This window comes from Roseateles chitinivorans (genome assembly GCF_002761755.1).
GTDB classification, from domain to species: Bacteria; Pseudomonadota; Gammaproteobacteria; order Burkholderiales; family Burkholderiaceae_C; genus Roseateles; species Roseateles chitinivorans.
Genome location: NZ_PEOG01000009.1, coordinates 60,545 through 84,774 on the forward strand (window position 1 = coordinate 60,545; position 24,230 = coordinate 84,774).

A 24,230-nucleotide genomic window follows, 5' to 3' on the forward strand; every position below is an offset into this window, starting at 1 on the left:
CGCTTCGTCGGTCCCGCCTCCAGGAGGACGACATGGCCCATCCCGATCCCCATCGCGCTGGCGCGGAACGCGACCAGCGCCGCCACGCCGGCCAGACCGGCGAACTGAGCGACCTTGGCCAGCAGGACAAGTCGCAAGGCAGGCCCGGCACCCACGCGCCGCAACGGCGCGAGGAGGAATCGCGCGGCGCCGCGCCGGACGACGGCAGCAGCCGCGCTCGCAGCCCGGGCAGCGGCAGCGGCAATGACACCAGCAAGGACGACGCCCACTTCGCGCCGGAGAGCGGCGAGAAGCCCGAAGCCCTGGGCGGCGAGCGCCAACCGCCGGGTGGCGCGTCCTGAGCGACACGCCACTTCCCGCAACGACTTTCCCCTGCACGCCATGCCGCAAGCCGATCAATTGAAGAAGGAAGCCCAGCGTCTCGCCGGTGAAGCCAAGCACCCGAGCGAGAAGCTGCCGACTTACCAGGAGTTGCTGGACAACGCCATCGAGGACACCTTCCCGGCCAGCGATCCGATCGCCGTCGGCGGTGCGACGAAGATCGCCGAGCCGCACACGACTCTGCGCGACGCGAAGGACTGGACGCTCAAGCCGGGCAGCGAGTTGCCGCCCGGCAGCGAGGCGGCCCCGACCGCATCGGCCGGTGGGCCGGAGCTGTCCGAGCCGTGCGAAGGCTTCGTCGAGCGCCCGATGACCTTGCAAGCCACCGTCGAGGACGCGGTGCAGGTGCCGCGCGGCCCCTGCACGATCGAGCAGAGCGAACACCGCGCAGTGCTGCGCTGGACGGAGAACGGCGAGGAGCGTTGCGGCTCGATGGCGATCGAGGACTATCGCGACCGCCTCGCCGACGGCGCACTGCGTCGGGGCGAGCGCGGCGATTCCGAAGGAGCCACCCCATGACCGCCCCCGAATCCCGCCAGCGACAGACCGAGGCGACGCCGGTGTCGAGCCCGACGACGCCCTCGGACAAGCCCCGGTCCGACGAGGCCAAGCGCCTGATGGAGCAGGAGCGCGACGCGATCGAGAACGCCCGTGAGGGCTATGACGACAAGCCCGTCGATACGCCGCTCACCGGCAAGGAGACGTTCGACGAGACCGCCCGGCACGGCACCGAGCCCACGCACGTGCCGAGCACCGGCTCGGATCGCCGCGGCTGACACCGGCGACCCAAAGGCCGTCGTCTCACCGCGTTCGGCTCAGAGCTCGATCCGTTGGTCGGCCAGGCTCCAGTCCTGCGTTCCGGCGGTCCGGCTCTTGGACTGACGCCAGACGGCGCCGCACTGGCGGCATTGCCAGTGGAAATGCAGCACCCGCCGCGTGCGCCGGTCGGCGCCCAGGAAATCCAGCTCGGCCTCCCAGTCGTTCGCGGGTTCGTCGGCAATCCGCGCGCACGTCGGGCACTCCGCCACCGTGACGGTGGGCGGCGGCTGATCGACGGGAAGCAGCGGGGTCGGGCTCTCGCCTGACTGGGCCAGCACCTGCGTCAGATGCTCGCGGAACAGCGCGCAGGCGTTCGCGGAAGCCTCGGCCAGCTCCCGCAGCTCGGCCTCGGTCGGGGTGTGGCCCGCGCGCACCCTGCCGTAGAGATGACGCGCCAAGGCACGGCACCGCGTCTCGGCGGCTGTCCATCGAAGGTAGAGAGATTCCTCGTGCCGCATGCGACCTCCCGGTGGAACGGTGCACATGCGGGCTGCTGAAGCGAGGGCTTCGTCGCCCAGGGCACAAGGAGGGCGGCACAGAAGAATCCCGATGGTGAACTGTTTTCCCTGTTCGTTGGGCGCTTGACCACTTTGCGAACATTTCAAGGGAAATCGCGGATGGCGGTGCGGTGGACGGGGTGAACCGCGGGAGAGGTGGGCGGTAGCGAGCGGTCAGCGCCGAGGTTTCGCAGCAAACCACCGACGCGCGTCGTCGAGGGCCACCGGCTCGTCGAAGCCGTGATGGCGAAGCAGCGCCGCGATCGCCGACTCGTCGAGCGGCACCAATGCGAACGAATGCGTCCAGGCGTCATCACCCATGAGGTAGCGCAGGGTCATGCGGACCTGCTCGACGCCATCGACGGTGGCGCGATCCAAGGCGGCCACTTCGATGGCCAGTTCGCTTGATCGACTCAGCGGTCCGAGGACGGCAGTGCGTAGCCAGTGGGCGTTCTGGCATTGAAGGATCAATTGGCCATGCGGCGCGACATGCCGGCTGGCAGCGGCGATGAAGGCGTGACGGATTGACGCCTCCGCGTGATTGATGAGGCCACTGGGCAGGAGCACGACATCGAAACGCTCGGGGAGCTCGAGTCGCTCGATGTCTGCGTGGACGCGGCGGACGCGGTCGGAGACGTGGGCGAGCATCTCGGCGGAGTTGTCGACGCCCGTGACGGTGCAACCGAAGTCCAGCAGGCGATGGGCGAGAAGGCCCGTGCCGCAGCCGAGGTCGAGGACCGAGGTTCCAGGGAGGAAGTGCCCGCGCAGGTGCTCGATCTCGCCGGCGTACCGGGCACGGCGGTAGAGCTCGACGGAGCATCCGTCGTGGGTTTGGCTGCCGGGGCCGGTGCCGGCGAAGAGGGGTTGGGGGTCGGCTTTCATTCGTACTCCGCCAGTGGCCGCGAGCGTACTGGAAAGCGTGCAGCACGCAGGCCCCCGGGTTGCCCGTGAGCCGCATGTGCTTCGACCGCTTCACCCTTGCTCACGCCACCTTGTCGCAGGCGACTCTGCGCTATCGGCGGGGCGGGTCGGGGGATCTCGCCGTGCTGCTGCTTCACGGCCACCCCCGCACGCATGCCACCTGGCACCGGGTCGCGCCGATCCTTGCGGACCATCATTCGGTGGTGTGCCCGGACCTTCGGGGTTATGGGGAGTCGAGCAAGCCGACCAGCGATGCGCAGCATGCCCCTTACAGCAAGCGGTCGATGGCGTCGGACCTGGTCGAGCTGATGACCCAGCTGGGTCACCGTCGTTTCGTCGTCGTCGGCCACGACCGCGGCGCGTATGTGGCGCTGCGTCTGGCGCTGGACCATCCCGAGCTGGTCCGCGGGTTGGTCATTCTTGAAACGGTGCCGATCTCCGAGGCCCTGCGACGCTGCGGCGCCGAGTTCGCTCAAGCCTGGTGGCACTGGTTCTTCTTCGCCCAGCCGGACAAGCCCGAAGCCGCCATTAATAGCGACCCCAATCGCTGGTATGGCGATCCTGAGGAGAAGCGCCGGCAGATGGGCGACCGCGCCTTCGAGGACTACCAACGGGCGATCAACAACCCGTCCACGGTCTTTGCCATGTTGGAGGACTACCGCGCGGGGTTGGGCATTGACCGCGAGCACGAGGAGGCCGACCGGGCCGCCGGCCGAAAGGTGCGGTGCCCGCTCCTGTTCGGATGGGCGTCCGGTGACGATCTCGGCAGGCTGTACGGAAGTCCCGTCGAGATCTGGCGGGAATGGTGCGACGACGTGGTGGTCGAAAGGGTGTTCGACTGCGGGCACCACATCGCGGAGGAACGGCCGGAGCAACTCGCCGAGGCCATCCTGAGGTTTGCGGCTGGGCTGGCGGGCGCGGCGTCGGGGGACTGAGCGAACGGCCGGCAGCAAGAATGCGTCCGCAACAGATCGTTGTTGGGAGTTTCACCTCGACGGCGTCTGTTGACCAACTTCGTATCTTCGTTGTCGCAGCGGAGAGAGGCAGCTTTCCGGCCGCCAGCTCAGATGCGCTCAATCGGTGGTCAGCCAGACGCTAGCCAATCTGGAGAGGCAGCCTCGGGTGGCTCGGCTCAACTGCTCTACTCCCTGCCCAGCGCTCACCGAATCAGGCAAGGCATTGTTCATCGAGGCGTCCGCACTCGGGCTGGAACGGCAGCTACCCCAAAGCGGGGATGAACGTTAAGACAGCCAGCCAGCCACAATCATGAGACCCGGCTGGCATCCCCGTCGATTGCTTGTAAGCGCGTGCGCGTTCGGCCGGAAATGAAAACGCAGTCAAACAGGAAATTTCGATGACCTATCAAAAGCTTGCCGGTGGCCGATCGTGCCTGTCTACTGCGCAGTGTGCCTGCCTATGTGGCGCTGGCCGTCTCCCAGGAACGCGTTGGGCTTCGCTCGCATGACCACCTTTGTCCGCAGCCTTGCTCTCGGGCTTGCCGCGCTTAACGTTGTCTCCGGCATCTTCCTGGACTCGATGCTGGCCATGCTTGAAGTCCGTATATCGCCATCTACGGAATTGCGTTGGGTGCTCATTGTCGGAATGCCCGTTTTACTTTTGCTTTCCTACGTCAGGCAGGGACCCGCCAGGACTGCGCTTGACGCAGCCATTCAGTCAATTGGGCTTCTTGCGATCGCTTTCTCGCCAGCGTTATGGGCACTGCGGCACGCTCAGTAGGCGAGATTGTCCGCCTGCGGGCCATGGGCCCTCGCGACGCTGTTGAGAAAGCGTCATGCCAGGGGCCCTTGCGCGCCCAGCGCCGTCCAATCAAGTCGTTAGCAGCTGCTGGACCAGCTCAGGCCGCCGAGCCCCGACAGAGCGGTAGGCCCGGCACGTCCAGGGTGCAGCGAAGAATGGAGCCGCTCACGGATTCCGTGCAGTACACGGCGGATCTATCCGTTGAACCATAGGCGATGTTCGTGAGCGAAGCTCCGACGGGACTGCGGAAGACCACTTTTGGTTCAGCCCGATGGTTGAGGATCCATAGGAACCCGAGCCCCGGGTTGGCTACCGCCAATCGGCCTTGGGTGTCCACCGCCAAACCGTCCGGGCCGCTGGGGCCGTAGGACGTGAAGAACGCGCTGACCTTGGAGACGCTCCCATCCTCGAGCAAGGGCACTCTCCAGACCGCATTGCCCCGCGTGACCGCGAGGTAGAGGACGCGCTCGTCGGGAGACAGGGCCACCCCGTTGGGGCTCGGCACATTGCTCAACAGCAAGTCCAATTGCCCACTCGGGCGAAGGCGATACAGCCTGCCGCTCGGGTCATGGAGTCCGGACTGCCCCTGATCGGTGAAGTACAGATTCCCTTGCGAATCGAAGATGAGGTCGTTGACCCCCTTGAATCGCTCCGAGTTGCGCCGGGAGAGAAAAGGCCGAACCTCACCGCTGGTGATGTCGCAGACCATCAGGCCCTGCTTGTAGTCCGTGATCAGCAGCTCCCGCTCAGCGAGGAACTTCATGCCATTCGGTTCGCCGTCGTACTCCGCCACGAGTTCCCAATCACCGGCTGGGTCCACCTTGAAGAGGCGGCCATAGGGAATGTCGGTCACGAACAGGTTGCCCTGGTCATCGAAGACGGGTCCTTCCAGAAAGCTGTCCGTCTCTTGACCCGCGCGATTGGCCGCGGCCCATTCCGTCTTCACACCCTTTCGGCGGAATCGATCGGGCATGCTGCTGAAGACCTCGGCTTGTCGAACTTCAGGGGGTTGGAGAAAGAACATGGTGCTCCTTACTGCCGCTCGAAAGCGGTGTTCGCGGCCACCTTCCCCCAGAACGCATTGCGCTCGGTCAGGTTCTGCGCGAAGGTCGCGGCATCCCACGATGCTGCCTCTGCCCCGATGCTCTCGGCATACGCCTTGACGTCCGGACTGGCCATCGCCGTCGCCACTTCCTTTTGCAGCCGTGCCGCGACCTCGGCCGGGGTGCCGCGCTTGACCCACAGGCCAGTGAAGTTCACCACACCATAACCCTTGAGGCCGGCCTCCGCGAAGGTCGGCACATTCGGAAGCGCGGCGAGACGCTTGTCCCCGCTCACCGCAAGGAGTCGGGCCTTGCCGCCGTTGACCTGGCCGATGACGCCGGGCGTCGATGCGAGCTGGAAGTCGATCGTGCCACCCAGCATGGCCAAGGTCGCTTCGCCCGCGCCCTTGAAAGGGATGTGCATGAAGCGCACCCCGGTGGCGATGCCCAGCGCTTCTGTCGCGAAGTGCGGCATCGTGCCCGCGCCGCCGGTGCCGTAGGTGAGCTTGTTGGGCTCTGCCTTGCCATCCCGCAGCAGTTCCGCGAGCGTCTTGTACTTCGACTCCGACCGCACCGCCATGGCAACGGGCGCGAACATGAAGCCGGTGACGGGCACCAGGTCCGAGGCGTAGTTGAAAGGCAGCTTCTTGAAGATGTGCGGCAGCAGCGCGTAGGTCGTGTCGTTCGCGACCAGCGTGTATCCATCGGCCGGTGCCTGCAGCGCCTGGTTGATGCCGATCGTGCCCGTCGCACCGGATTTGTTCTCGATGTAGAACGTCTGGCCGGTCTGTTCCTGAAGCTTCGCGGCGACCCTGCGAGTGACGACGTCCACCGCTCCGCCCGGCGGATACGGCACGATGATGCGGACTGGCTTGGTCGGCCATGCCTGCGCATGGACGGAAAAGGCAGCAGCGAGGGCCAGCGAGAAGGCGATCAATTGCTTTGACATCATGTCGCCCCTCCCGTCAATCCAGCTTGATGTTGGCCGTCTTGATGACGCGCGCCCACTTCGCGGTCTCCGACTTCACGAACGCGTCCAGCTCCTTCGCACCGCCGGCCGCAGGAAGCGCACCCAGCGCGGTCATGCGCTCCCGCACCGCCGGCGCGGTGAGCACCTTCTTCATCAGGGTCTCGAGTTGAGCCGTGATTGCGTCCGGCACGCCCTTCGGCGCGAAGACCGCATTCCACTCATAAGCGTTGAAGCCGGGCAGTCCGGACTCCGCGATGGTCGGAACTTCCTGCATGCCTTCCAGGCGACGATCGAATGCCGTGGCGATCGCGCGCAGCCGCCCCGACTTGACCAGCGGACCACACGCGGTCAACGCGCTGAACATCATGTCGACCTGCCCGCCGGACAGGTCCGTCAAGGCGGGAGCGCCGCCCTTGTAGGGAATGTGCACGACCGACACATGAAAGCCCTGTTTGAAGAGCTCCGCGCTGAGGTGCGCCGCGCTGCCGTTGCCTGCCGACGCGTAGGACATCTTGTCCGGCGCAGCCTTGGCATGCGACACCAGGTCCGCCACCGACTTCACGGGCGAGCCGGCGGGCACCACCAGCAGCGTGGGGATTCGTGCCACCAGCGCAATCGGCTTGAAGTCCTTCGTGTAGTCGAAGCGCAGCTTCGGGAACAGGCTCGGGTTGACCGCGAAAGAGGTCGCGTCATAGAGCAGCGTGTAGCCATCGCCTGGGGCCTGCGCCACCGCTTGCGCGCCGATCGTGCCACCCGCGCCGCTTCTGTTCTCGACAAGCACCTGCTGCTTGAGTTTCGTCCCCAGCTCGGAGGCGACGACCCGCGCCAGCGCGTCGGCGGCGCCGCCCGAGGGGTACGGCACCACGAGAGTGATCGGCTTGTCCGGCCAGGCGGCGTGCGCACTGAACGCCAGCGAACAAGCCGCGGTCGCCACGAGCAGCTTGAAGGTCGTTTTCGTCATCGTTGTCTCCTATCGAATTCTTTTCCCGCCGACGGTATTCACCGCTAGACGGTCGCGATGGGGGTGGCGGGCGAGCCCACCGCACCCGGCAGGCGAAGTGGCGGCGCGGTCAACAGGAACCGCGAACGGCCGTTCGACCGCAGCCAGGTGGCGAGTTCGGTCAGGTACCAGAGCTCGCCCAGATGGATGCCGTTCTTGAACAGGCAGTGCTCATGGAGCGGCAGTCGGGGACGCCGCATGGGCGTCGGTGTCTGAAGCTTCGGGACGACGAGCTCCACCGCGGGGTTGTCCGCCAGCAAGCAGGCCAGGCGCGAGTCGACGATCCAGTTCAGCAGACGGCTATCCCAGCCGTCGAGTCCACTCCCGGTCTTGTGGAGAAGTTCGACGTCGGGCTGGCGGTTCATGGACAGCAAGGTGTCGCCGAAGCCGGTATGGATGCAGACCATGTCGCCCGGCTCGATCTCGATCGCGTCCGCCTCAAGAATGCGCATCAGTTGGTCGTACCCCACTGCGTGGCGCGTTCTGCCGACGTGGTGTTCGAGGTCGATCAGGACGCCGCGTCCTTGCACGCCGTGCTCGGCAAGACGCTCAATGCCGAGCGCGTCCGCCTGAGGCCCGGGGAAACGGGCGTACTCCTGCGTCGCCAGAGCGTCCTCGCTCCCGGCCCGGATGTGCTCGGCGCCGCGAAACCCGTTGTAGAAGACCTGTTCAGGGGTGCCGTCGCCGTCCGCGTCGAACAGGCTGCCGACGTGCGCCAGGCTGTCCCACTGCGTTGAATACTGGAGGCTCATCAAGACGACATCGTCGTTGACGACGTCCGTCAGCTCCGGGTCCTCTCCCGCGTAGGACCAGCAGAAGCCCTGCTGTCCCTGGCTCTTGCCGTCGCGCACGACGGAGAAGCGCTGGGGTGCCATCCGGCGTGGATTCATGACGCGCCCACCCGGCACATCGAGGGGAAGCGAGAGACAGAAGGTCCGTCCCTCTTTCACCTCCGCGATGCCTTGCAGCACTTTCTCGGGAGTGACCAGATTCATCCGACCGCGCTGGTCATCCGGACCGAACTCCCCCCAGTTGGAGCCGGGAGGCGCTTGCTTCCATCGCTGAGCCATGGCGCCGTCTCAGCGGTTGATGACCCGCAGCGCGTTGGTCGCCGCGGCGACGCCCATCTTCACGTAGGCGTCCGCCGTGACGCCGCCAACGTGGGGGCTGAGCGTGATCCGCTCCTGGCCTTGGAACGGATGCCCGGCAGTCATCGGCTCCACAGCAAACGAATCCAGGCCAGCGCTGCCCACTTGGCCGGATCGCACCGCCGCCAGGAGGGCGTTCTCGTCGATCAATCCACCACGCGCGGTGTTGACGATCAGCACGCCCTTCTTGCAGGCGGCCAGCGTCCGCTCGTTCAACAAGTTGGCGTTTTCCGGTGTGAGCGGGCAGTGCAACGAGATCGCATCGGCTTCCCGCCAGATCGTTTCCAGCTCGACACGCTCGACGTAGTCCGGCAGGTCCTTGGCATAGGGGTCATAGCCGACCACACGCATGCCCATCGCATGCGCGACTTTCGCAAAGCGTTGACCGATCGCGCCCAGTCCGATCACACCGACCGTCCGCCCATCGAGCTCGACGCTCTTGTGGGTCGCCTTGTCCCAGAACCCCTGGTGCATGCGCGCGTCGAGTTGAACGACGGACTTCGCGCAGGCCAGAAGCAGCGCGACGGCCTGCTCCGCCACTGCGGAGGCATTCGCGCCGACGGCCGCGACCACTTCAATGCCGCGCGCTTTGGCAGCGTCCTTGTCGATGGTGTCGGTGCCGCTTCCGTGCTTCGAGATCACGCGAAGGCTGGGCGCCGCGTCCATCGCAGCGGATCCCACCTTGCCGTAGCGAACGATGATGCCGACGGGATCGTGACGCTTGCAGAGGGCAACGATGTCCTCTTCGGTGGGCGTCTTGCCTGCGTAGATGATCTGGAAGTCCTTCAACAGGTCGAGCGCCTGGGGCGCCAGGTCGGCCGCGGTGACCAGAATGGCGGAACGTGCGCTCACAGCGTTTCCCCTTCCTGGATGACGCCTGCAGCGCGGAGTGCACCGTTCAGCCAGGCCGGTGCGAGCGCCTCGCGGCTCTTGATCTGGGCGATGCGCTTGGTCTCGGCCGCGACCTTCGCCTCCGCCAGCGGCAACATCGCCGCGGCCTTCTCGCGCTCGATGACGGTCACGCCATCGGCATCCGCCACCACCAAGTCGCCAGGGCTCACGCAGACGCCGCCGATGGAGATGGGGTGGTTCAAGCGGCCCGGAACGAACTTGGTCGGTCCGTTGGGGTTCAGGCCTGCAGCAAACATGGGGAAGCCAAGCTCCCGGATCGCCTCGCTATCCCGCACGGCGCCGTCGATCACCACGCCGACGATGCCCAGGGCGACGCATTGGTGGGACATGATCTCCCCCATCAGGGCGCTGGAGAGGTCGCCCTTTCCGTCGACGACGATCACGTCGCCAGGCTTGGCCACCGCCATCGCGGCATGGATCATGAGGTTGTCGCCAGGGCGGACCTCCACCGTGATCGCAGGTCCCGCAATGCGCATCGAGGGCGCCAGCGGTGCGATGCGGCCGCTCAGCGCGCCACGCCTTCCGGCCACGTCAGCCAGGATCGACGACGGGTATTTGGCAGCTTCCGCGACGACGTCAGGGGCGACGCGCTCGATCTTGCGAATGACGTCCGGCAATGCGGCGGCTTGACTCATGAACTTCTCCTGGGGGCGGCGCGATGGCGCCGATGAAATGAGGGGCGAGGTGGGGCGCCTTCGTGCCCGTCAGTCGATGCGAGCACCGGACTGCTTGACGATCTGGCCCCAGCGGACGATGTCTTCCTTGATGAGCTTGGCGAACTGGTCGACCGAGCCGCCCGTCGCATGGGCCCCTTGTTCTTCAAGCTTCTTTTGCAGATCCGCCTGCTTCAAGGCCTTGTTGAACTCGGTATTGAGCTTCGCGATCACTTCCTTCGGCGTGCCCGCTGGCGCCACGAATCCGAACCAGGTGACGGCCTCGAAGCCCTTGTAGCCGGATTCGGAAACGGTCGGCGTTTGGGGCAGTGACTCGATGCGCGATGTGGAAGTCACCGCGAGGGCGCGAAGCTTTCCCTGCTTGATCTGCCCCAGCAGTGTGGGCACCGAGGACAGGTACAGCTCCACGTTGCCGCTGACCACATCCGTCATGGCCTGCGCGGCGCCCTTGTACGGCACGTGCTGCGTCTTGAATCCCGCAGCGTTCTGCAGCAGCTCGGCGGCGAGATGCGCCACCGTGCCGTTGCCCGGCGAGGCGAAGTTGATCGCTCCCGGCTTCGCCTTGGCGGCTTTCACGGCGTCTCCGAGAGACTTGAAGGGAGAGGCGCCACTCGTCACGACCACCAGCGGCGCGTCGGCCACGAGCAGGATCGGCGACAAGTCCTTGGCCGGGTCGTACGGCATCTTGGCGTAGAGCGTCGGGTTGATGGCCAGGTTGCTGGTCTGCCCCAACCCGATCGTGTAGCCGTCGGCCGGCGCCTTCGCGACACCGTCGATGCCCAGGTTGCCGCCGGCGCCTGGCCGGTTCTCGATGACGAACGTCCAACCGTTCGCAGCGCCGACCTTCTGCGTGATCTCCCGCGCAATGATGTCCGTGCCCCCGCCGGGCGGGAACGGCACCAACACACGAATCGGCTTGCTGGGATAGGCCTGGGCGTAGACCGCGCTGCTGAGCACGGTGGCCGCAATGGCGACGAAAGATCGAAAGGTCATGGCAAGTTGTCTCCAGAACTCGGGTTCCTTGCTGCACTTCAAGCGTCCCGTTTGTGTCTTTACTATTCGCCTCCCCGTGCCTACAGTCCAATCAATAATTTTTTGGCAAAGTATCGATCGGACTTTTGGTATGGACCTTCGCGATCTGCGCTACTTCGAGACCATCGCCGAGCTTCAGCATCTGGGAAAGGCCACCGAGCGGCTCCACCGCACCCAGCCGGCGCTCACAAGTTGCATCCGTCGCCTGGAGAAGGAATGTGGCGCCCCGCTGTTCGAGCGTTCGGGACGCGGCATCCGCCTGACCTCTGCGGGGGTCGTCCTGCTCAACTGGGCGCGACGCATGCGATTCGATGTGGACGACGCCATCCGCGAAATCGGCGACCTGGGGAAGGGACTCATTGGTCACATTCGAGTCGGGATCGTCCCGACCGCGGCGCAGTTCCTTCTTCCGGTGGCCACGCGCCGGCTGCTGGAGCACGCGCCTGACGTGACCATGCGGACGGTGGTCGCGCTCGGAGACACCCTGCGCCCGCTCCTGCACTCGGGGGAGATTGACCTGATGGTGGGGACCGAAGGCATGCAGGAGCCGGGGCTGACCTCGGAGCTGCTGTCCGAGGACTTCATCGTCGTGGCGACGAGCGCCAAGCATCCCATCCTCAAGGCATCTCCGAGCCTGCGCGATCTGACTGAGCATCAGTGGGTGCTGCAGCCGCCTGGCGCTCCCACGCGCGATTGGTTGGACCACACCTTCGATCGCAAGCGTCTCCCGAGGCCACGGGTCCAGGTGGAGAGCACGATGCTGATCCTGCTGCCAGCGCTCATCGCTGAAACCGGGCTGCTGAGCTTCATCTCCAGGCACCATCTGGGGAAGGGCAGCGGACTGGCGGAGGTGCCGGTCAAGGACGCCGTGATGCGTCGACGCCTGGTGGTGACTTATCGAGCGAACTCCTACATGCCGCCGGTGGCTCGATTGCTCATCTCTCTCCTCGCCGACGCACGCAAGGGCTGACCCGCGTCTGGCTCCGGCGCAGCGCACCCTGCACTGATGGTGCGAGCACGTGCTGCAAAGCTGACGTAACGCGTCGCCGGGAGGCGATGGGCACCTCCCGGCGAGGCTGTCCATCCGTGCTCAGACGACGTGCGATCCACTCCAAAAGCGTTGTCGATGGGACGACAAACAATTATCAATTGGACGAACGTCCGAACGGCGCGAACACTCCAGAAAAACTACAGCATTCGCCCAGGATGCATGGAGACACGCATGAACAGCCCGTGCCAGATGAGTGGCGATCCAAGAGAGACAGCGGGACAACGCGCCTTACACGACACCCACCGCGGTGGTCGTCCTCGACTCACTCTCTTCCGATCCGCGAAACCGTAGGACGGGTCGGGGCGTCGCCCCCGACGACGAGGCGTGCAGCGAGCCGCTCGGCGATTCACCGAGCTTCCTCCATGGCTCAGTGCCAGCCTCACAGACCGCCTTGCGCTGATCGACTGATCAGCGGGCGCGGAACTCTTCCAACCGGAGAGCAGTCGGGCACGCGCTTCACCTTGATGTCGATCGCCTCTTCGGAGCCCGTTACCGGGCGCCGTGGAGACGCTCGCACTCAGCGGTTGGTCGCTCCGGTGGAAATCATCTTGACGACGACCAACACGAACTAGACATGGCCATCACTTGGGAATGGCCTGCAACCCTGGAGACAAACATGAAACCTTGCAACGTTCTTCGTCATGGCCTGGTCGTCAGCGCGGTCGCGCTCACCAGCGCAGCCAGCGCCCAATCCGCCGCTCCGCCGGCGGCACCGGCAACGGCCCCGGCGCAGGGCCCGTCGACCACCAATGTCACGATCTATGGGGTGGTCGACGTCTCGGTGCGTCATGCCACCCACTACGGACCGTCGGCGTCGACCTACAACTCGGTCGGCGATGCCATCTGGGCGCCGAGTCGGCTTGGATTCCGCGGCACGGAAGACCTGGGAGACGGATACAAGGGCATCTTCCTGATCGAGCAAGGCTTCGACCCATCCTCCGGCACTCTGACCATGGCGACCACCTCGCCGAACTACGGTGTTGGCGCGACTCAAGGTGGCCGGGCTTGGGGTCGTGAATCCTGGGTCGGTCTGGTCACGCCGATGGGCACCGTCACGATGGGTCGCCAGTACACGCTCGCGCATCAGCTCTCTGGCCGGTTCCAGCCGTCGCCGAATCCCAACCTTGACGCGATCAGCGGCTTCTCCGTCCACCATGTGGCGCGCCAGGACAACATGGTGAAGTACCAGTACACGGCTGGCCCCGCCGCATTTCTGGCGACCGTCACCGCATCCGAAGGAAACGGCAAAGCATGGGCCGTTGGCACGAGCTACACGGGTGGGCCATTCGATGTCGCCGCGTACTGGCAGCAAATGGATAGCTTCAATGGCGCGGAGACCCGAAAGATCCTGGGCCTGGGCGGAACGTACAAGTTCACCGAGTCGCTCAAGGGGATGGTGGGCTACATGAAGCGCACGCACCGCGTCTCTGCGCAGGAGAACGATGTCTATTCTGTGGGTGTGAACTATCGGGCAACGGATTCGCTCACGCTCCTGGCGAACTTCCTGCTCGACAGCCAGAGCAAGGTCGGCATCGGCAAGCGCCGCATGGCCTATGTCGCGGCCGACTACGCGCTGTCCAAGCGCACCGGCATCTATGCCGAAGTCGACCGAAACCAGCTGACGGACCGCTATCCAACAACCACCTTCATGGCGGTGCGTGGCACGCAGTATGGCGTCACGACGGGGATCCGCCACCGCTTCTGATCCGTGTGTTGGCAAGTGGGCAGTGCGGGTTGACGCACTGCCTTCATTCACCTTGGGCTGACGCAAGCTGCGAGAGACGCTGTGACGGCGTTTCGGCCTCCGGTCACGCTCGATGAAGCTCCCTGAGCGCTAGACCTATCCGACTGCCGCGGTGCCTCGGCCTGCGTCAGTTCTTATCGGCTTCCGCAGCCCACTGCACGGCGTCAGCGCCGGCGGGGATGCGGAACGGCGCATTGAGATCGGTCGCGGCAAGCCACACCGCCTCGGCAACGTCCTTCGCGCGCGTCCCAGGGCCGGTGGATGCCTGCATGCGTGCGATGGCGGTCTTCATGAACTCGCCATACGTTGCATCGTCAATGCCTCGCAGGTTGCCGCGCGCCGTTTCTCGGAAGCGCGTCTCGCCGGAGGATCCAGGCAGCACGAGACGCACTCGGACGCCAAACTGAGCGACCTCCTTCTCCAACGACTCAGACAACGCGTTCACGGCAGCCTTGGCTGCCCGATAGATGCCTACCAAGGGCAACGCCTTGAAGGTGACGCTCGAGGTCACGTTCACGATGACGCCGGAGCGGCGTTCACGCATCTGAGGCAGTACCGCCTGCGTGACGGCAATCGTGCCGAACGTGTTGGTCTCAAACAGCTCGCGAACCGTTTCCAGGCTCGTCAGCTCGACGGGGGCAGGTGCCCCAAAGCCAGCGTTGTTGACCAGGACGTCGATCGGGCCAGCGGCGCTGATGGCCGCTCGGATGCTTTGCGCGTCAGTGACATCAAGCTGCAGGAGGCGCAAGCGCTCGGACGGCGGCTGCACATCCTCTCGGGGGGTACGCATGGTGGCCACGACCTGCCAGCCACGCGCCAAGAATTCGCGGGCTGTTTCCAAGCCGAAGCCGGAGGAGCAGCCGGTGACGAGTACGGTTTTCATTGAGGCTGTTTCTTCGTGAAGGTTGCGACGCCTCCACGATAGGTCCGCGAGGCCGTACTCGCTACACTCCGAAGTCCGCTTTTCATTTGCAAGAGTACGGCCGTGGTCGATCCGCTTGCCGAGGTGGTGCTGCTGCTGCAGCCGACCGCTCGGTTCTCCAAGAACGTCATCGGCGCTGGCAAGTGGCGGGTTCACCGCTCGGATGCGGGTCAGCCGTTCTACTGCGCGGTGCTTGAGGGCAGGTGCCGCCTGATGCTCGATGGGCGGGAGCCGCTCGTGCTTGAAGCTGGCGACTTTGCTTTGGTGCCTGCGGCGTTTGGCGTCACCATGTCCAGCTTTGAGGCGCCCAGCGACACCGCCAACACCCTGCCTGTGGCGCTGGCCCCGGGAATCTTCAGGATCGGCGACGCGGACGAACCCATCGACCTGCGAATCGTGGCAGGCCATTGCAGCTTCGGCTCGCAGGACGCCGCGTTACTGGTCTCGTTGCTGCCGGAGCTCGTCCACGTGCGCGGCGAGCAGCGGCTCGCGACGCTCGTGCATCTCGTCGGCCAGGAATCACGAGACCAGCGCCCGGCGCGCGAGCTCATCCTCACTCGTCTTCTCGAAGTGCTGCTGATCGAGGCCTTGCGCTCAAACGCCAGCGCTGCGTCGCCGCCTGGACTGGTGCGCGCGCTCACCGATGTGCGTCTCGCCGCGGCCATACGGGCGATGCACGAGCAGCCCGCCAGGCCGTGGACGGTGATGGATCTCGCCAAGGAGGCGGCACTCTCTCGCACGACATTCTTCGAGCGCTTCAATCGCGCGGTGGGCATGGCGCCCATGGAGTACCTGCTGGCCTGGCGGATGGCACTCGCGAAGGACATGCTTCGTCGACGGGAAGTAGCCATTGCTGATGTCGCGGAGCGCGTTGGCTACGCGTCGGCAAGCACTTTCAGCGTCGCCTTCTCACGACATGTGGGCAAGCCTCCAACACAGTACGCGCGCGAGTCGGAAGGCGCCAATCAAAGCTAGTTCGGCCGCCTCTCGCTTATCTGTCTAATTCGAGGATCGATTTTGGATATCACGACGTCCGATTTCGCTACGGACCGGCCGGTCGCCTTGCTATGACAGTAACAGGCTGATGTGAGTCGTTCGCGGGTCCACGCGTCAACGACCGCTACTGTCGAAAGCGGTCATCTGAGCACAGACGATCTGGCCGGCCGCTTCGCCCTTGGTTCCGGCTATGAGGTCATATGGTCATGCAGCGGCGGCCCGACACCTGCCTGCCGCTCTTGGGACGCGCACGAGTGGGCCCTTGCGGCTCGGTCCTGGTCCTGGTCCCCTGGCGACAATAACGGCGCAGACAGGTAAACGCCCGGGTGAACGTGATTGCAAACGCTGCTCAGGAGCAGCGTTGCGGCATCGAGCAGATTAACCAGGCCATCGCCCAGATGGACCAGGTGACGCAGCAGAGCGCGGCACTGGTCGAGGAATGCGCTGCGGCTGCAGGTAGCGCTCCAAGCGCAGGCGCAGCGGTTGTCTGCTTCGGTGGCGACCTTCAAGGTGTCTTGAGCTGCGCGCACGACATGCTCAGGGGGTCTGAGAGAGGCAGGTGCGCGGCGTCCCTTGATAGGATCAACAAAGTCAGCCATGCCGCCACGGGCCGCAGGCCCCTAACTTTGGTACGCCATCCCCGAATTTCATCCTCACAGCGCGCCCGCTGGGCCCTGGCAGGAAATGCATTTACACGGGGAGTTGCGGCGCCGACGCACTAACGGTCCTGCCCCGGCGCCTCGGCCGAGTTAGGCCTTCGGCAGCGACAAGTCTACGCGGAAGGTGATCTCGATGAGTTGCTCCGGGAAGGCGAGGCTCGAAACGCCGATGAGGTTGCTCGCCACGCGCGGCGTCTTTCCGTAGACCGTCCGGCGCACATCGCCTGCCACCGCGAACGCTGCAGGCACATCAAGAACGAACAGCGTCTCCTCGACGACTTGATCGAAGCTCGCGCCGAAGTGCGACAGCAGCTTGCGGGCGTTCTCGTAGGTGGTTTGCATCTGCAGCCCCATGTTCGAGAACTCCGACGGGCGACCAGCGTCGTTCAATGGGGCTGCTGCGATCAGCTTGCCCTCGGCGTCGTGGCTCAGTTGGCCTGACACGTAGATCGTATTGCCCACCTTGACGGCCTGTGCGTAGCCATAGGCATCTTCCCAAGGGACGTTCAAGTTGGCGATTTCCTTGGACAGGGCATTTGCGTTCTGGGTCATGATTGCTCCTAGGTATGTTGAGGCGACTCTCAAAAGTCAGAGCAATGCTCCGGCAAGCGCGCTACTCCCAGCAGCCCTGAACGAGCGAAGTGCTCCTATTCCATAGGGCATAGCTGCCTACGGCCGGTCTGATGTCGCCTGTGCCGAGTTGGGCGAAGGCGGAACAATTGCCCCGCTCTGCAAGGCATGATCCCAGGCCTCTGATCGGAGCATCAGACGCTGTACCGCCTCGAGCGTCGGTTCGACGAGCGTTTCGAATTCCGGCGAGTAGAGCTTGCAACCCAACGCTCGAGCCAAACCGCATACCTGCCTGCAGAATCTCAGGTTTCCGTGCTCGGAAACTACCTGGACATGAAGTTGCCACTCGTCCAGCTCTTCGCAGATCAGTTCGATGCAATGCCCCTCGACGCTGGCGTAGACCTCCCACCCGTCATCTACAGCCATCGGTTGTCCGAAGTTCTCGCCAAGCCAGACCTTCGTAGATGCCAACCATCGGGGGTTAGGTAGAAGTTCTCGTCGACCTGGCAGAGCACAGATGAAATGGACCTGCACACATGCGCGTCGCTCCCAGCGCCCCACGGCGCAAGTCTCAGAGTTGCATCTCACGACGCACTTCTACGCTTCCCCTGTAGTGGGTGTCGTCCGAGAAATTGCCGACAGACCGGATCTTTCTATGAATCGCTTGAAGCTCGGAGCCCTGTGCGCCCTGCGGGTCTGCTGACCGCCTCGCCGATCGAGAGTTCCACCTAAAGTGAGGTGGAGTGACATCTGGGCCGACTGGGTCAGATGACTTCCGTGCGCGAGCATCCGGTTCTGTTCCAGACCGCGCCGCCCTTAGCCGCGCGCGCGGCGAGTGCGCCCACGCCGAGCAATAGGAAGAGCGCCGACGACGGCTCCGGTACGGGGATCGGGGGCAGCGGCGGTGTCCAGAAGAGATCGGGGCCGACCACATGACCGACGATGTTCGGATAGTTGTTCGGGACGAGACCGGTGTAGACGTAGAAGTTGGGCACCTGATCGGTGCCGGGGGCGCGCGGCGTGGTGAACGAGAAGGTAGTGGGTTCCGTCGGATGCCGCGGCGCCTGTAGGTCGTTCGGCATCCATTGCAGGCTCTGGCCGTGGAGATTCGCGGAAAACCACCCCCCGTAGCCCAGCGTCATGTTCCAGTCATCCGGCTCGGTGTGCGCCACCGGCGTCTGCTGCAGATAGCGGTGGTAGTACAAGCCGAAAATCAGCGTGCCGGTCTCCGGAAATCCGCGGAAGTCGACCTGGTAGGTGTATGTGTAGAGCTTGGTTGCTTGATCAAAGCTGACGTCGCCGGTGACGCGCTGCGCAAATGGCGTCTGTAGGAGGGCGGCCAGGAGCAGGCCGATCAGTGCTGACTTCATGGGGGTACCTCGTCGGTGGGAGTGACGCACCTTCGTAGCTGTTGGCGAAGGGCGCAATCCCTAGCTGTGCGTCCAGGATGACCGGCAAAGCCGCGAAGTATCTCGGGTCGCAGGCTTGCGCCGCCCCGGCCGTTGCCGGCCAATACGGCTGGCTCTACGCCCGTGGCTCGATCGCGTTGGACGGCCACGCCCACGCGGTCCACAAAGGCTCCCACTGGCCTGGTGTCCGAGTAGTCCTCCGGCCAGGTCGGTTCGTCGACCGCCGTCGCTCCGAGCTGCTCGACGACATCGTGAACGGCGTGCGCCCCAAGTCTTGCGCGCACCGCGTCCCGAAATTTCCACCGACCGGCACGAACGACCGCTGCACCTCGCGCAGCCGACCCCAGTGAGCACGGTTGCCGGCCAGACCGAACGACTGCTTGATGACGGTCAGCGTGCAGCCGATTCCCGGTGGTGAGCGGCAGCAACCGCTGCGAAGCCGACATCGGCGATCTCCCCTAAGAGCGTCGCAAAGTTTGCACCGCGCCGTTTCCTTGAGCGACCGTTCTGCACTCGCCGGACCTGTGAATCCAGTGCAGCAATGCTGTTCCACCAAGCATCTTTTTCCGTCGTCGTCGGCTGGGCACAGTTTGGGTACCGAAACAGCCCTTTGGGGAACTCAAATGAAAGCCGTCCTATCCACCTTCGCGGTTGCCGCCGTTGCAGCCGCCGCCCTCATGGTGAGCGTTCCAGCCTCCGCCGCGCCTGATGCCGCTTCGATCAGCGAAGCAGTGGAACTCATCAACCCGTCGCAGTTGAACTGGGTAAAGACCATTCCTTCCGCCGGAAAAGACTCGCCCGAGTACGCGATTCTGCGGTCGGACCCCAAGACCAATCTGACGATGCTCATGTTCCGCACGCCTGTGCCGGTTCACATCAAGAAGCACACGCACACCCTGGGTGAGACCCACGTCGTACTGGTGGGCGGTAGCCACATCTTCGAATCCGACGGCAAGCGCTATGTGATCGAGAACGGTGGCTTCATGCGGATGCCTGGTGGTGTCGTTCACGAGGCCTGGCTGCCCGCCGGCTCCCAGACGCTGAACATCCTCGAAAGCGGATGGGTGGTGAACTGGCTCAAGGGTGAGCCCGGCCCCGAAGACGTCAATGAATACCCGCCGGTTTCCAAGAAGTGAGCGGACGCGCGAATGTCTGACCACCTCATCGTGATCGCCCAGGCCAGGGCGAAGAGCAGCTCCATCGAAGCACTCGTCGCGGCACAGCGCAAGCTGGTAGCAGCGACGCGCCTGGCGCCTGGCGCCTGGCTGCATTCAGTACGACCTGCATGTGTCGACCAATGAGCCCGAGGTTGTGCTCTTCGTCGAGACCTGGGAGAGTGAAGACGCCTGGAACCGCCACATGCGAAGCCAAGCCATCGAGGAGTTCCGCCGCACCGGTGGCCACCTGATTGGTCAGTTCAGCTTGCAGACCTACCGCAAGATTGCCTGAGCTCTTCCAAGCACACCGCCTGGCCGAAGTCGTCGACTTGGTCAGGCGCTTCGTCGTTCTGCCTGCCGAGCCTCAAGCGGTTCGGCCGCGGTCAACAGATTCGGGCTGACACGCTCGGTGAGGAAGTCGATGAATGCGCGAACCCGTCTCGACATGTGCCGCTTGGCCGGGAAGACGGCGTGGAGCTCCTCGACATCACCCGGATTGAACTCGGCGAGCAGCTCAACGACCTGGCCGCTCTTCAAGAACCGGTCAACGTGAAAACGTCCGAGCCGCGCGATTCCCATTCCGTGCAGGACCAAATCAAGCATGGTTTCGCCATTGTTGGTGAACACGCTGGCCCTGACCGGCACTTCGTTGACTTGCCCGTCCGTCTGAAACGGCCACGGTGACACGGAGCGCTTGAAGTTGAACCCGACGCAGGCATGGCCCACGAGTTCGCTCGGATGGCGGGGCGTTCCATGGTCCTTCAGATAGTCAGGGCTCGCGACTACCGCATAACGACTGCTTCCAAGCATCCTCGCTTTGAAGTTCGCGTCGGCCAGTTTCCCCACTCGCACCGCCACGTCCACGCGCTCCCTGGTGAGGTCCACCACCTGGTCGGTCAGTGACAGATCGACCTGGACTCTCGGGTAGCGCTCGCGGAACTCCCGCAACAGCGGGACAAGTTGATGCGTGCCGAAGGGGATGGACGTGTTCACCCGCAGCAGGCCAGATGGTTCCACCGAGCCGGTGCCCACGGACTGCTCCGCTTCCTCGAGGTCCTCAAGTATCCGACGCGACGACTCGTAGAAGTCCTCGCCTTCCGTCGTCAGGGCGAGCTCGCGCGTCGACCTCAGAAACAGCACCACACCCAAGCGCTCTTCCAGGCGCGTCACCAGTTTGCTGACAGCCGACGGCGACATGTCCAGCGTCTTGGCTGCCGCCGAGAAGCTGCCGTCCTCGACGACCCGCACAAACACTGCCATCTCACCGCTTCGGTTATCCATTCCGCTATTCCATCGCGCCGACCTTTGAACGGCATTCCAAATTGATGTTCCCCGGCGCGCCTTTTTCGCGTTCGGTCGTCCTGACAAAGTTGGTCCAAGCGCCGCCACCGACCCAGGGCGGCATAGATGGACTCAGCAACCGAGCAATAGTATGGACCTCCAACTGACGAAGAAGACTGCCCTGGTGACCGGCGCGACTGCTGGCATCGGATTGGCCATCGCCAAGACCCTTGCCAAAGAAGGCGCGGAAGTGACCATCACAGGCCGCAGCCCGGGGAAGCTGGCTGACGCCGCTTCCGCCATCAAGGACGCGGCTGCGTCGGCCGTCGTGCACACCGTCGTGACCGACCTCGCGACGCCGCACGGCGTGAAGGCTCTGATCGAGTCGACGCCTGCCGTGGACATCCTCGTGAACAACCTTGGCTTTTACGAAGCCAAGCCCTTTGCCGAAATCACGGACGAAGACTGGACGCGGATGCTGGAACTGAACGTCATGTCCGGGGTCCGCCTCTCCCGTCACTACTTCCCAAAGATGCTCAAGCAGAACTGGGGCCGGGTCCTCTTCATCTCCAGCGAGGTGGGGGCCTTCACGCCGCCGGACATGGTCCATTACGGCGTCAGCAAGTCTGCGCAACTGGCGGTCGCGCGCGGGATGGCAGAACTGACCAAGGGCACGCAAGTCACGGTCAACAGCGTGCTGCCGGCAGCCACTCGCTCCGAGGGCATCGTTGACTACCTGCGCGCGACCGCCCCTCGGCCGGGCATGTCCGATGCAGAGATCGAAGCGCACTTCTTCAAGACGTACCGCTCCAGCTCGCTCATCGCGCGAATGATCGAAGCCGACGAGATCGCCGCCATGGTTGCGCTGCTGGCCAGCCCGCTGGGCGCGGCATCGAATGGTGCCGCCGTTCGGGTCGAAGGTGGCAGCTACCGCTCCATCCTGTAACCGCCGGCACGGCGCGGCTTCGGCCTCGCCAGTGATCCGCTTCGCCCGTCGGGTCGCCCCGTACGCGCCACGCCTCTCTGCCATCGATGGGCAAGAGCCAACGCTCCTGGACGCTGCCCCGGCAGAGTGAGGCGAACTATCAGAAGGAAGACTAAATGCATATCGCAGCAGTGAAAGGCATTCGGCGGCTGGTTGCCGCAGCTCTGGTTGGCGCCGCCGCTCAGGCACAAGCGGCTGGACCGCAGCTTGAGATGTGGCGCAGCTACTCCGGCGTGACTTGGGCGTCTACGCAGGCCGGCAACCAAGCCGATGCCGAGTCGTCGAACGCCCCGATTGCTGGCGTTCACATGGACAGCCAGTCGCGCGTGTTTGTCAGCACGCCGCGCCTGTTGTCGCCCAAGGCGCCGTCCACGCTGAGCGTTCTCGACACGAGCTATTCGGATGGCCCAGCGCGGCTCCGGGCGTTCCCGTCCGTGGAAGGCAACTCTGTCACCAAGGCGCCCACTGCACACCTGCGGAACGTCCTGGGCTTTCATGTAGACAACCGCAACGGCTGGCTATGGGCGCTGGACATGGGCTTCGTGGCTGGGGAGAAGGAGGCGCCGGTCGGCGGCCAGAAGCTGGTCGTCTACGAGCTCAAGAGCGGGAGCGTGATGAAGATCATCCCGCTTGACGCGGTGGCCGACCGGAGCGGCAGCTTCTTGAACGATGTGGCGGTGGACGAAGTCCGGAAGCTTGCCTACATCTCGGATAGCGGCTTGCGCAGCGCGCCGAGGAACCAGGCAGGCCTCATCGTGGCGGACTTCGCGTCTGGTCGCGCTACCCGCGTGTTGCATCAGCACCGGTCGGTGATGCCCGTCGCCGGCGTGAGCGTGACGTCACATGGCGAGGCCGTCTGGCCAGGCAATCCGCTGGTGCTGGGCATCAACGGCATCGCGCTGTCGCCGGACCGTCGGACGCTGTACTGGGCCGTCACTACGGGGACCACAGTCTTCCGCATCCCGGTAGAGGCGCTCTTGTCTCCAACGCTCAGCGAGGACGCGCGCGGCGCCGCGGTGGAGACCGTCGGCGATGTCGGCGGCAACTCCGACGGCATCGTGTTCGGGCGCGATGGGCACCTCTACATCACCGACGTGACGCACAACGGCCTGGTTCGAATGAACATTCAGACCGGAGACGCCAAAGTCGTGGCAAGCAACGACGACGTGTTCTGGCCCGACACCGCCACGCTGGCGCCGAACGGCGACATCGTGTTCACCGCGAGCAGGCTCAATGCGCACTTCGCTGGCGCGGTGAAGCCCGGGACGGAGCGCTACCAGCTGTGGCGACTGAAGCCCTGAAGGACAGCCCCTCCGAATGCGCGGAGCGACCGCGACCCACCGGCCGTCCAGCTAGGTCCGTGAACATCTCGGGATGTCGGGTCAAGCCGCGCCGAACGGCCCCCGGTCCAACATGCAGTCGATGAATGCCCCCAGCATCGCAGGGCGATGCTGCCGGTTGGAGTAATACAGGAACAAGCCGGGACGAGAGATGGTCCAGTCGGACAGGATCTGTACAAGGCGCCCTTGCCTGAGCAGCTCGTCGACCTGATCCACCTCGAAGTGGTAGGCAATGCCCAGACCGCTGACCGCCGCCGCCAGGCCGATGTCGGGATGGTTGGTGACGATCGGGCCGTTGACGGCGATCTCGTGCCGCTTGCCGCGCTTCGCGAACTCCCACCGGTAGAACCTCCCGTCGGACTGGAGTCGCCAGTTGATGCACGAGTGGTCGTGTAGATCGGCAGGCATCTTGGGCGTGCCGTGGCGGGCCAGATAGTCCGGAGAGGCAACGGCCATCATCTTCATGTCGGTAGACAGACGGATGGCAATCATGTCCTTCTTGAGCTGGCCGCCGACCCGTATGCCCGCGTCGAAGCGGCTCGCCACGATGTCCGCCAATCCGTCGTCCACCACGATATCCAGCACCACGTCGGGGTAGACCTGATGGAAGCGCTGCAGCCTTGGTGCAATGAGCGTTCTTGCGGCGATGCCGAGGGTGTTGATCCGCAAGGTCCCACTCATCTGCCCGGTCGCATCGCTTGCCTCGGCAACGGCGTCGGCCATTTCACGGAACAGCGGCGCCACGCGTGCATAGAGCTGCTCGCCGCTCGCGGACGGGGCGACGCTCCTTGTCGTGCGATTCAACAGGCGCGCACCGATGCGACTTTCCAGCTGGCGGATGGTCTGGCTCAACGCCGACGGTGACAAGCCGAGATGCTCGGCAGCGCGGGCAAAGCTCTGCCTTTCAACGACCGCAATGAATGCCTTGAGCTCGGCGAAGTCGGATCCTCGCATTGTGTAT

26 protein-coding genes and 1 pseudogene are annotated in these 24,230 nt (G+C 64.7%); 12 read left to right on the forward strand and 15 right to left on the reverse strand.

The genetic code is table 11. The annotated features are described in order from the left end of the window. Positions 1–32: 32 nt before the first annotated feature. The 3 genes from CS062_RS03840 to CS062_RS03850 are packed head-to-tail and all read left to right on the forward strand — an operon-like array spanning position 33 to position 1,157. Positions 33–341, forward strand: coding sequence for a hypothetical protein (locus CS062_RS03840; protein ID WP_099860138.1), 309 nt, complete (start codon positions 33–35; stop codon positions 339–341). A 40-nt stretch (positions 342–381) separates the two neighbouring features. Further along, on the forward strand, positions 382–900 hold the full coding sequence (locus CS062_RS03845; protein WP_099860139.1) for a hypothetical protein: 519 nt from the start codon (positions 382–384) through the stop codon (positions 898–900). Further along, on the forward strand, positions 897–1,157 hold the full coding sequence (locus CS062_RS03850) for a hypothetical protein (RefSeq protein ID WP_099860140.1): 261 nt from the start codon (positions 897–899) through the stop codon (positions 1,155–1,157). Before CS062_RS03845 ends, CS062_RS03850 begins: the two co-directional genes overlap by 4 nt. A gap of 39 nt (positions 1,158–1,196) precedes the next feature. Here CS062_RS03850 and CS062_RS03855 read toward each other — a convergent pair whose 3' ends face one another. Further along, positions 1,197–1,658, reverse strand: coding sequence for a hypothetical protein (locus tag CS062_RS03855; protein ID WP_143742244.1), 462 nt, complete (start codon positions 1,656–1,658; stop codon positions 1,197–1,199). 213 nt (positions 1,659–1,871) lie between these two features. Then, the gene (locus CS062_RS03860) at positions 1,872–2,579 is read right to left on the reverse strand and encodes a class I SAM-dependent methyltransferase (RefSeq protein ID WP_099860144.1); all 708 of its coding nucleotides are present in this window, start codon (positions 2,577–2,579) and stop codon (positions 1,872–1,874) included. A gap of 74 nt (positions 2,580–2,653) precedes the next feature. Between CS062_RS03860 and CS062_RS03865 the strand changes: the two genes are divergently transcribed. After that, the gene (locus CS062_RS03865) at positions 2,654–3,553 is read left to right on the forward strand and encodes an alpha/beta fold hydrolase (protein ID WP_099860238.1); all 900 of its coding nucleotides are present in this window, start codon (positions 2,654–2,656) and stop codon (positions 3,551–3,553) included. A 920-nt stretch (positions 3,554–4,473) separates the two neighbouring features. Here CS062_RS03865 and CS062_RS03875 read toward each other — a convergent pair. From CS062_RS03875 to CS062_RS03905, 7 genes are all read right to left on the reverse strand, one after another. Further along, positions 4,474–5,400, reverse strand: a complete 927-nt coding sequence (locus CS062_RS03875) for an SMP-30/gluconolactonase/LRE family protein (RefSeq protein ID WP_099860147.1) — start codon at positions 5,398–5,400, stop codon at positions 4,474–4,476. 8 nt (positions 5,401–5,408) lie between these two features. Continuing rightward, positions 5,409–6,371: a Bug family tripartite tricarboxylate transporter substrate binding protein gene (locus CS062_RS03880; protein ID WP_233217899.1), complete on the reverse strand. Its 963-nt coding sequence runs from the start codon at positions 6,369–6,371 to the stop codon at positions 5,409–5,411. Positions 6,372–6,384: 13 nt separating this feature from the next. Beyond that, on the reverse strand, positions 6,385–7,350 hold the full coding sequence (locus CS062_RS03885; RefSeq protein WP_099860148.1) for a Bug family tripartite tricarboxylate transporter substrate binding protein: 966 nt from the start codon (positions 7,348–7,350) through the stop codon (positions 6,385–6,387). A gap of 44 nt (positions 7,351–7,394) precedes the next feature. Next, on the reverse strand, positions 7,395–8,459 hold the full coding sequence (locus CS062_RS03890; RefSeq protein ID WP_099860150.1) for a cyclase family protein: 1,065 nt from the start codon (positions 8,457–8,459) through the stop codon (positions 7,395–7,397). A gap of 9 nt (positions 8,460–8,468) precedes the next feature. After that, positions 8,469–9,389 (reverse strand): hydroxyacid dehydrogenase, encoded by a 921-nt coding sequence (locus tag CS062_RS03895; protein ID WP_099860151.1) that lies wholly within the window; start codon positions 9,387–9,389, stop codon positions 8,469–8,471. After that, positions 9,386–10,084 carry an RraA family protein gene (locus CS062_RS03900; protein ID WP_099860153.1) on the reverse strand — a complete coding sequence of 233 codons (699 nt, stop codon included), beginning with the start codon at positions 10,082–10,084 and terminating at the stop codon, positions 9,386–9,388. The genes CS062_RS03895 and CS062_RS03900 overlap by 4 nt, the downstream gene beginning before the upstream one ends. Positions 10,085–10,153: 69 nt before the next feature. Beyond that, the gene (locus CS062_RS03905; protein WP_099860154.1) at positions 10,154–11,116 is read right to left on the reverse strand and encodes a Bug family tripartite tricarboxylate transporter substrate binding protein; all 963 of its coding nucleotides are present in this window, start codon (positions 11,114–11,116) and stop codon (positions 10,154–10,156) included. Between the two features lie 130 nt (positions 11,117–11,246). Between CS062_RS03905 and CS062_RS03910 the strand changes: the two genes are divergently transcribed. Further along, positions 11,247–12,125: a LysR family transcriptional regulator gene (locus CS062_RS03910; protein ID WP_099860156.1), complete on the forward strand. Its 879-nt coding sequence runs from the start codon at positions 11,247–11,249 to the stop codon at positions 12,123–12,125. A 697-nt stretch (positions 12,126–12,822) separates the two neighbouring features. Beyond that, positions 12,823–13,911 carry a porin gene (locus CS062_RS03915; protein WP_158238656.1) on the forward strand — a complete coding sequence of 363 codons (1,089 nt, stop codon included), beginning with the start codon at positions 12,823–12,825 and terminating at the stop codon, positions 13,909–13,911. A 166-nt stretch (positions 13,912–14,077) separates the two neighbouring features. Here the strand turns inward: CS062_RS03915 and CS062_RS03920 are convergent, their stop codons facing one another. Then, positions 14,078–14,833, reverse strand: a complete 756-nt coding sequence (locus CS062_RS03920; protein ID WP_099860159.1) for an SDR family oxidoreductase — start codon at positions 14,831–14,833, stop codon at positions 14,078–14,080. Positions 14,834–14,935: 102 nt separating this feature from the next. Here CS062_RS03920 and CS062_RS03925 point away from each other — a divergent pair, with 102 nt between their 5' ends. Then, a complete protein-coding gene (locus tag CS062_RS03925; protein ID WP_099860161.1) occupies positions 14,936–15,847 on the forward strand; it encodes an AraC family transcriptional regulator in 912 nt (303 codons plus the stop codon). A gap of 356 nt (positions 15,848–16,203) precedes the next feature. Further along, positions 16,204–16,387 (forward strand): annotated as a pseudogene (locus tag CS062_RS26745) (hypothetical protein); the annotation flags it as partial. Between the two features lie 230 nt (positions 16,388–16,617). Here CS062_RS26745 and CS062_RS03935 read toward each other — a convergent pair. The 3 genes from CS062_RS03935 to CS062_RS03940 all read right to left on the reverse strand — a co-directional run bounded on the left by CS062_RS03935 (position 16,618) and on the right by CS062_RS03940 (position 18,467). Beyond that, positions 16,618–17,079, reverse strand: coding sequence for a RidA family protein (locus tag CS062_RS03935; RefSeq protein WP_099860162.1), 462 nt, complete (start codon positions 17,077–17,079; stop codon positions 16,618–16,620). Positions 17,080–17,196: 117 nt separating this feature from the next. Further along, positions 17,197–17,523: a hypothetical protein gene (locus CS062_RS26095; RefSeq protein WP_158238657.1), complete on the reverse strand. Its 327-nt coding sequence runs from the start codon at positions 17,521–17,523 to the stop codon at positions 17,197–17,199. Positions 17,524–17,861: 338 nt separating this feature from the next. Next, the gene (locus CS062_RS03940; RefSeq protein WP_099860164.1) at positions 17,862–18,467 is read right to left on the reverse strand and encodes a PEP-CTERM sorting domain-containing protein; all 606 of its coding nucleotides are present in this window, start codon (positions 18,465–18,467) and stop codon (positions 17,862–17,864) included. Positions 18,468–19,129: 662 nt separating this feature from the next. On the opposite strand from CS062_RS03940, the gene CS062_RS25725 reads away from it, so the two are divergent. Together CS062_RS25725 and CS062_RS03955 are read left to right on the forward strand one after the other, a co-directional pair. Further along, complete coding sequence (locus CS062_RS25725; protein ID WP_143742246.1) at positions 19,130–19,642, forward strand: cupin domain-containing protein; 513 nt, start codon at positions 19,130–19,132, stop codon at positions 19,640–19,642. 118 nt (positions 19,643–19,760) lie between these two features. Then, positions 19,761–19,955, forward strand: coding sequence for a putative quinol monooxygenase (locus tag CS062_RS03955; RefSeq protein ID WP_099860168.1), 195 nt, complete (start codon positions 19,761–19,763; stop codon positions 19,953–19,955). A 41-nt stretch (positions 19,956–19,996) separates the two neighbouring features. On the opposite strand, the gene CS062_RS03960 is transcribed toward CS062_RS03955, so the two are convergent. After that, entirely contained in the window at positions 19,997–20,923 is a 927-nt protein-coding gene (locus CS062_RS03960) for a LysR family transcriptional regulator (protein ID WP_233217900.1), read from the reverse strand. A 172-nt stretch (positions 20,924–21,095) separates the two neighbouring features. On the opposite strand from CS062_RS03960, the gene CS062_RS03965 reads away from it, so the two are divergent. Further along, entirely contained in the window at positions 21,096–21,890 is a 795-nt protein-coding gene (locus tag CS062_RS03965) for an SDR family NAD(P)-dependent oxidoreductase (RefSeq protein ID WP_099860170.1), read from the forward strand. Positions 21,891–22,045: 155 nt separating this feature from the next. Then, complete coding sequence (locus CS062_RS03970) at positions 22,046–23,230, forward strand: L-dopachrome tautomerase-related protein (RefSeq protein ID WP_099860172.1); 1,185 nt, start codon at positions 22,046–22,048, stop codon at positions 23,228–23,230. Positions 23,231–23,311: 81 nt separating this feature from the next. Here CS062_RS03970 and CS062_RS03975 read toward each other — a convergent pair whose 3' ends face one another. Then, positions 23,312–24,223, reverse strand: a complete 912-nt coding sequence (locus tag CS062_RS03975; protein WP_099860173.1) for a LysR family transcriptional regulator — start codon at positions 24,221–24,223, stop codon at positions 23,312–23,314. Positions 24,224–24,230 lie beyond the last annotated feature (7 nt).

Bases quoted from the DNA above. Each gene is read 5' to 3' on its own strand.
- CS062_RS03840 (WP_099860138.1), top strand. From the start codon at position 33: ATGGCCCATCCCGATCCCCATCGCGCTGGCGCGGAACGCGACCAGCGC.
- CS062_RS03845 (WP_099860139.1), top strand. From the start codon at position 382: ATGCCGCAAGCCGATCAATTGAAGAAGGAAGCCCAGCGTCTCGCCGGT.
- CS062_RS03850 (WP_099860140.1), top strand. From the start codon at position 897: ATGACCGCCCCCGAATCCCGCCAGCGACAGACCGAGGCGACGCCGGTG.
- CS062_RS03855 (WP_143742244.1), bottom strand. From the start codon at position 1,658: ATGCGGCACGAGGAATCTCTCTACCTTCGATGGACAGCCGCCGAGACG.
- CS062_RS03860 (WP_099860144.1), bottom strand. From the start codon at position 2,579: ATGAAAGCCGACCCCCAACCCCTCTTCGCCGGCACCGGCCCCGGCAGC.
- CS062_RS03865 (WP_099860238.1), top strand. From the start codon at position 2,654: ATGTGCTTCGACCGCTTCACCCTTGCTCACGCCACCTTGTCGCAGGCG.
- CS062_RS03875 (WP_099860147.1), bottom strand. From the start codon at position 5,400: ATGTTCTTTCTCCAACCCCCTGAAGTTCGACAAGCCGAGGTCTTCAGC.
- CS062_RS03880 (WP_233217899.1), bottom strand. From the start codon at position 6,371: ATGATGTCAAAGCAATTGATCGCCTTCTCGCTGGCCCTCGCTGCTGCC.
- CS062_RS03885 (WP_099860148.1), bottom strand. From the start codon at position 7,350: ATGACGAAAACGACCTTCAAGCTGCTCGTGGCGACCGCGGCTTGTTCG.
- CS062_RS03890 (WP_099860150.1), bottom strand. From the start codon at position 8,459: ATGGCTCAGCGATGGAAGCAAGCGCCTCCCGGCTCCAACTGGGGGGAG.
- CS062_RS03900 (WP_099860153.1), bottom strand. From the start codon at position 10,084: ATGAGTCAAGCCGCCGCATTGCCGGACGTCATTCGCAAGATCGAGCGC.
- CS062_RS03905 (WP_099860154.1), bottom strand. From the start codon at position 11,116: ATGACCTTTCGATCTTTCGTCGCCATTGCGGCCACCGTGCTCAGCAGC.
- CS062_RS03910 (WP_099860156.1), top strand. From the start codon at position 11,247: ATGGACCTTCGCGATCTGCGCTACTTCGAGACCATCGCCGAGCTTCAG.
- CS062_RS03915 (WP_158238656.1), top strand. From the start codon at position 12,823: ATGAAACCTTGCAACGTTCTTCGTCATGGCCTGGTCGTCAGCGCGGTC.
- CS062_RS03920 (WP_099860159.1), bottom strand. From the start codon at position 14,833: ATGAAAACCGTACTCGTCACCGGCTGCTCCTCCGGCTTCGGCTTGGAA.
- CS062_RS03935 (WP_099860162.1), bottom strand. From the start codon at position 17,079: ATGACCCAGAACGCAAATGCCCTGTCCAAGGAAATCGCCAACTTGAAC.
- CS062_RS26095 (WP_158238657.1), bottom strand. From the start codon at position 17,523: ATGGCTGTAGATGACGGGTGGGAGGTCTACGCCAGCGTCGAGGGGCAT.
- CS062_RS03940 (WP_099860164.1), bottom strand. From the start codon at position 18,467: ATGAAGTCAGCACTGATCGGCCTGCTCCTGGCCGCCCTCCTACAGACG.
- CS062_RS25725 (WP_143742246.1), top strand. From the start codon at position 19,130: ATGAAAGCCGTCCTATCCACCTTCGCGGTTGCCGCCGTTGCAGCCGCC.
- CS062_RS03960 (WP_233217900.1), bottom strand. From the start codon at position 20,923: ATGGCAGTGTTTGTGCGGGTCGTCGAGGACGGCAGCTTCTCGGCGGCA.
- CS062_RS03965 (WP_099860170.1), top strand. From the start codon at position 21,096: ATGGACCTCCAACTGACGAAGAAGACTGCCCTGGTGACCGGCGCGACT.
- CS062_RS03970 (WP_099860172.1), top strand. From the start codon at position 22,046: ATGCATATCGCAGCAGTGAAAGGCATTCGGCGGCTGGTTGCCGCAGCT.
- CS062_RS03975 (WP_099860173.1), bottom strand. From the start codon at position 24,223: ATGCGAGGATCCGACTTCGCCGAGCTCAAGGCATTCATTGCGGTCGTT.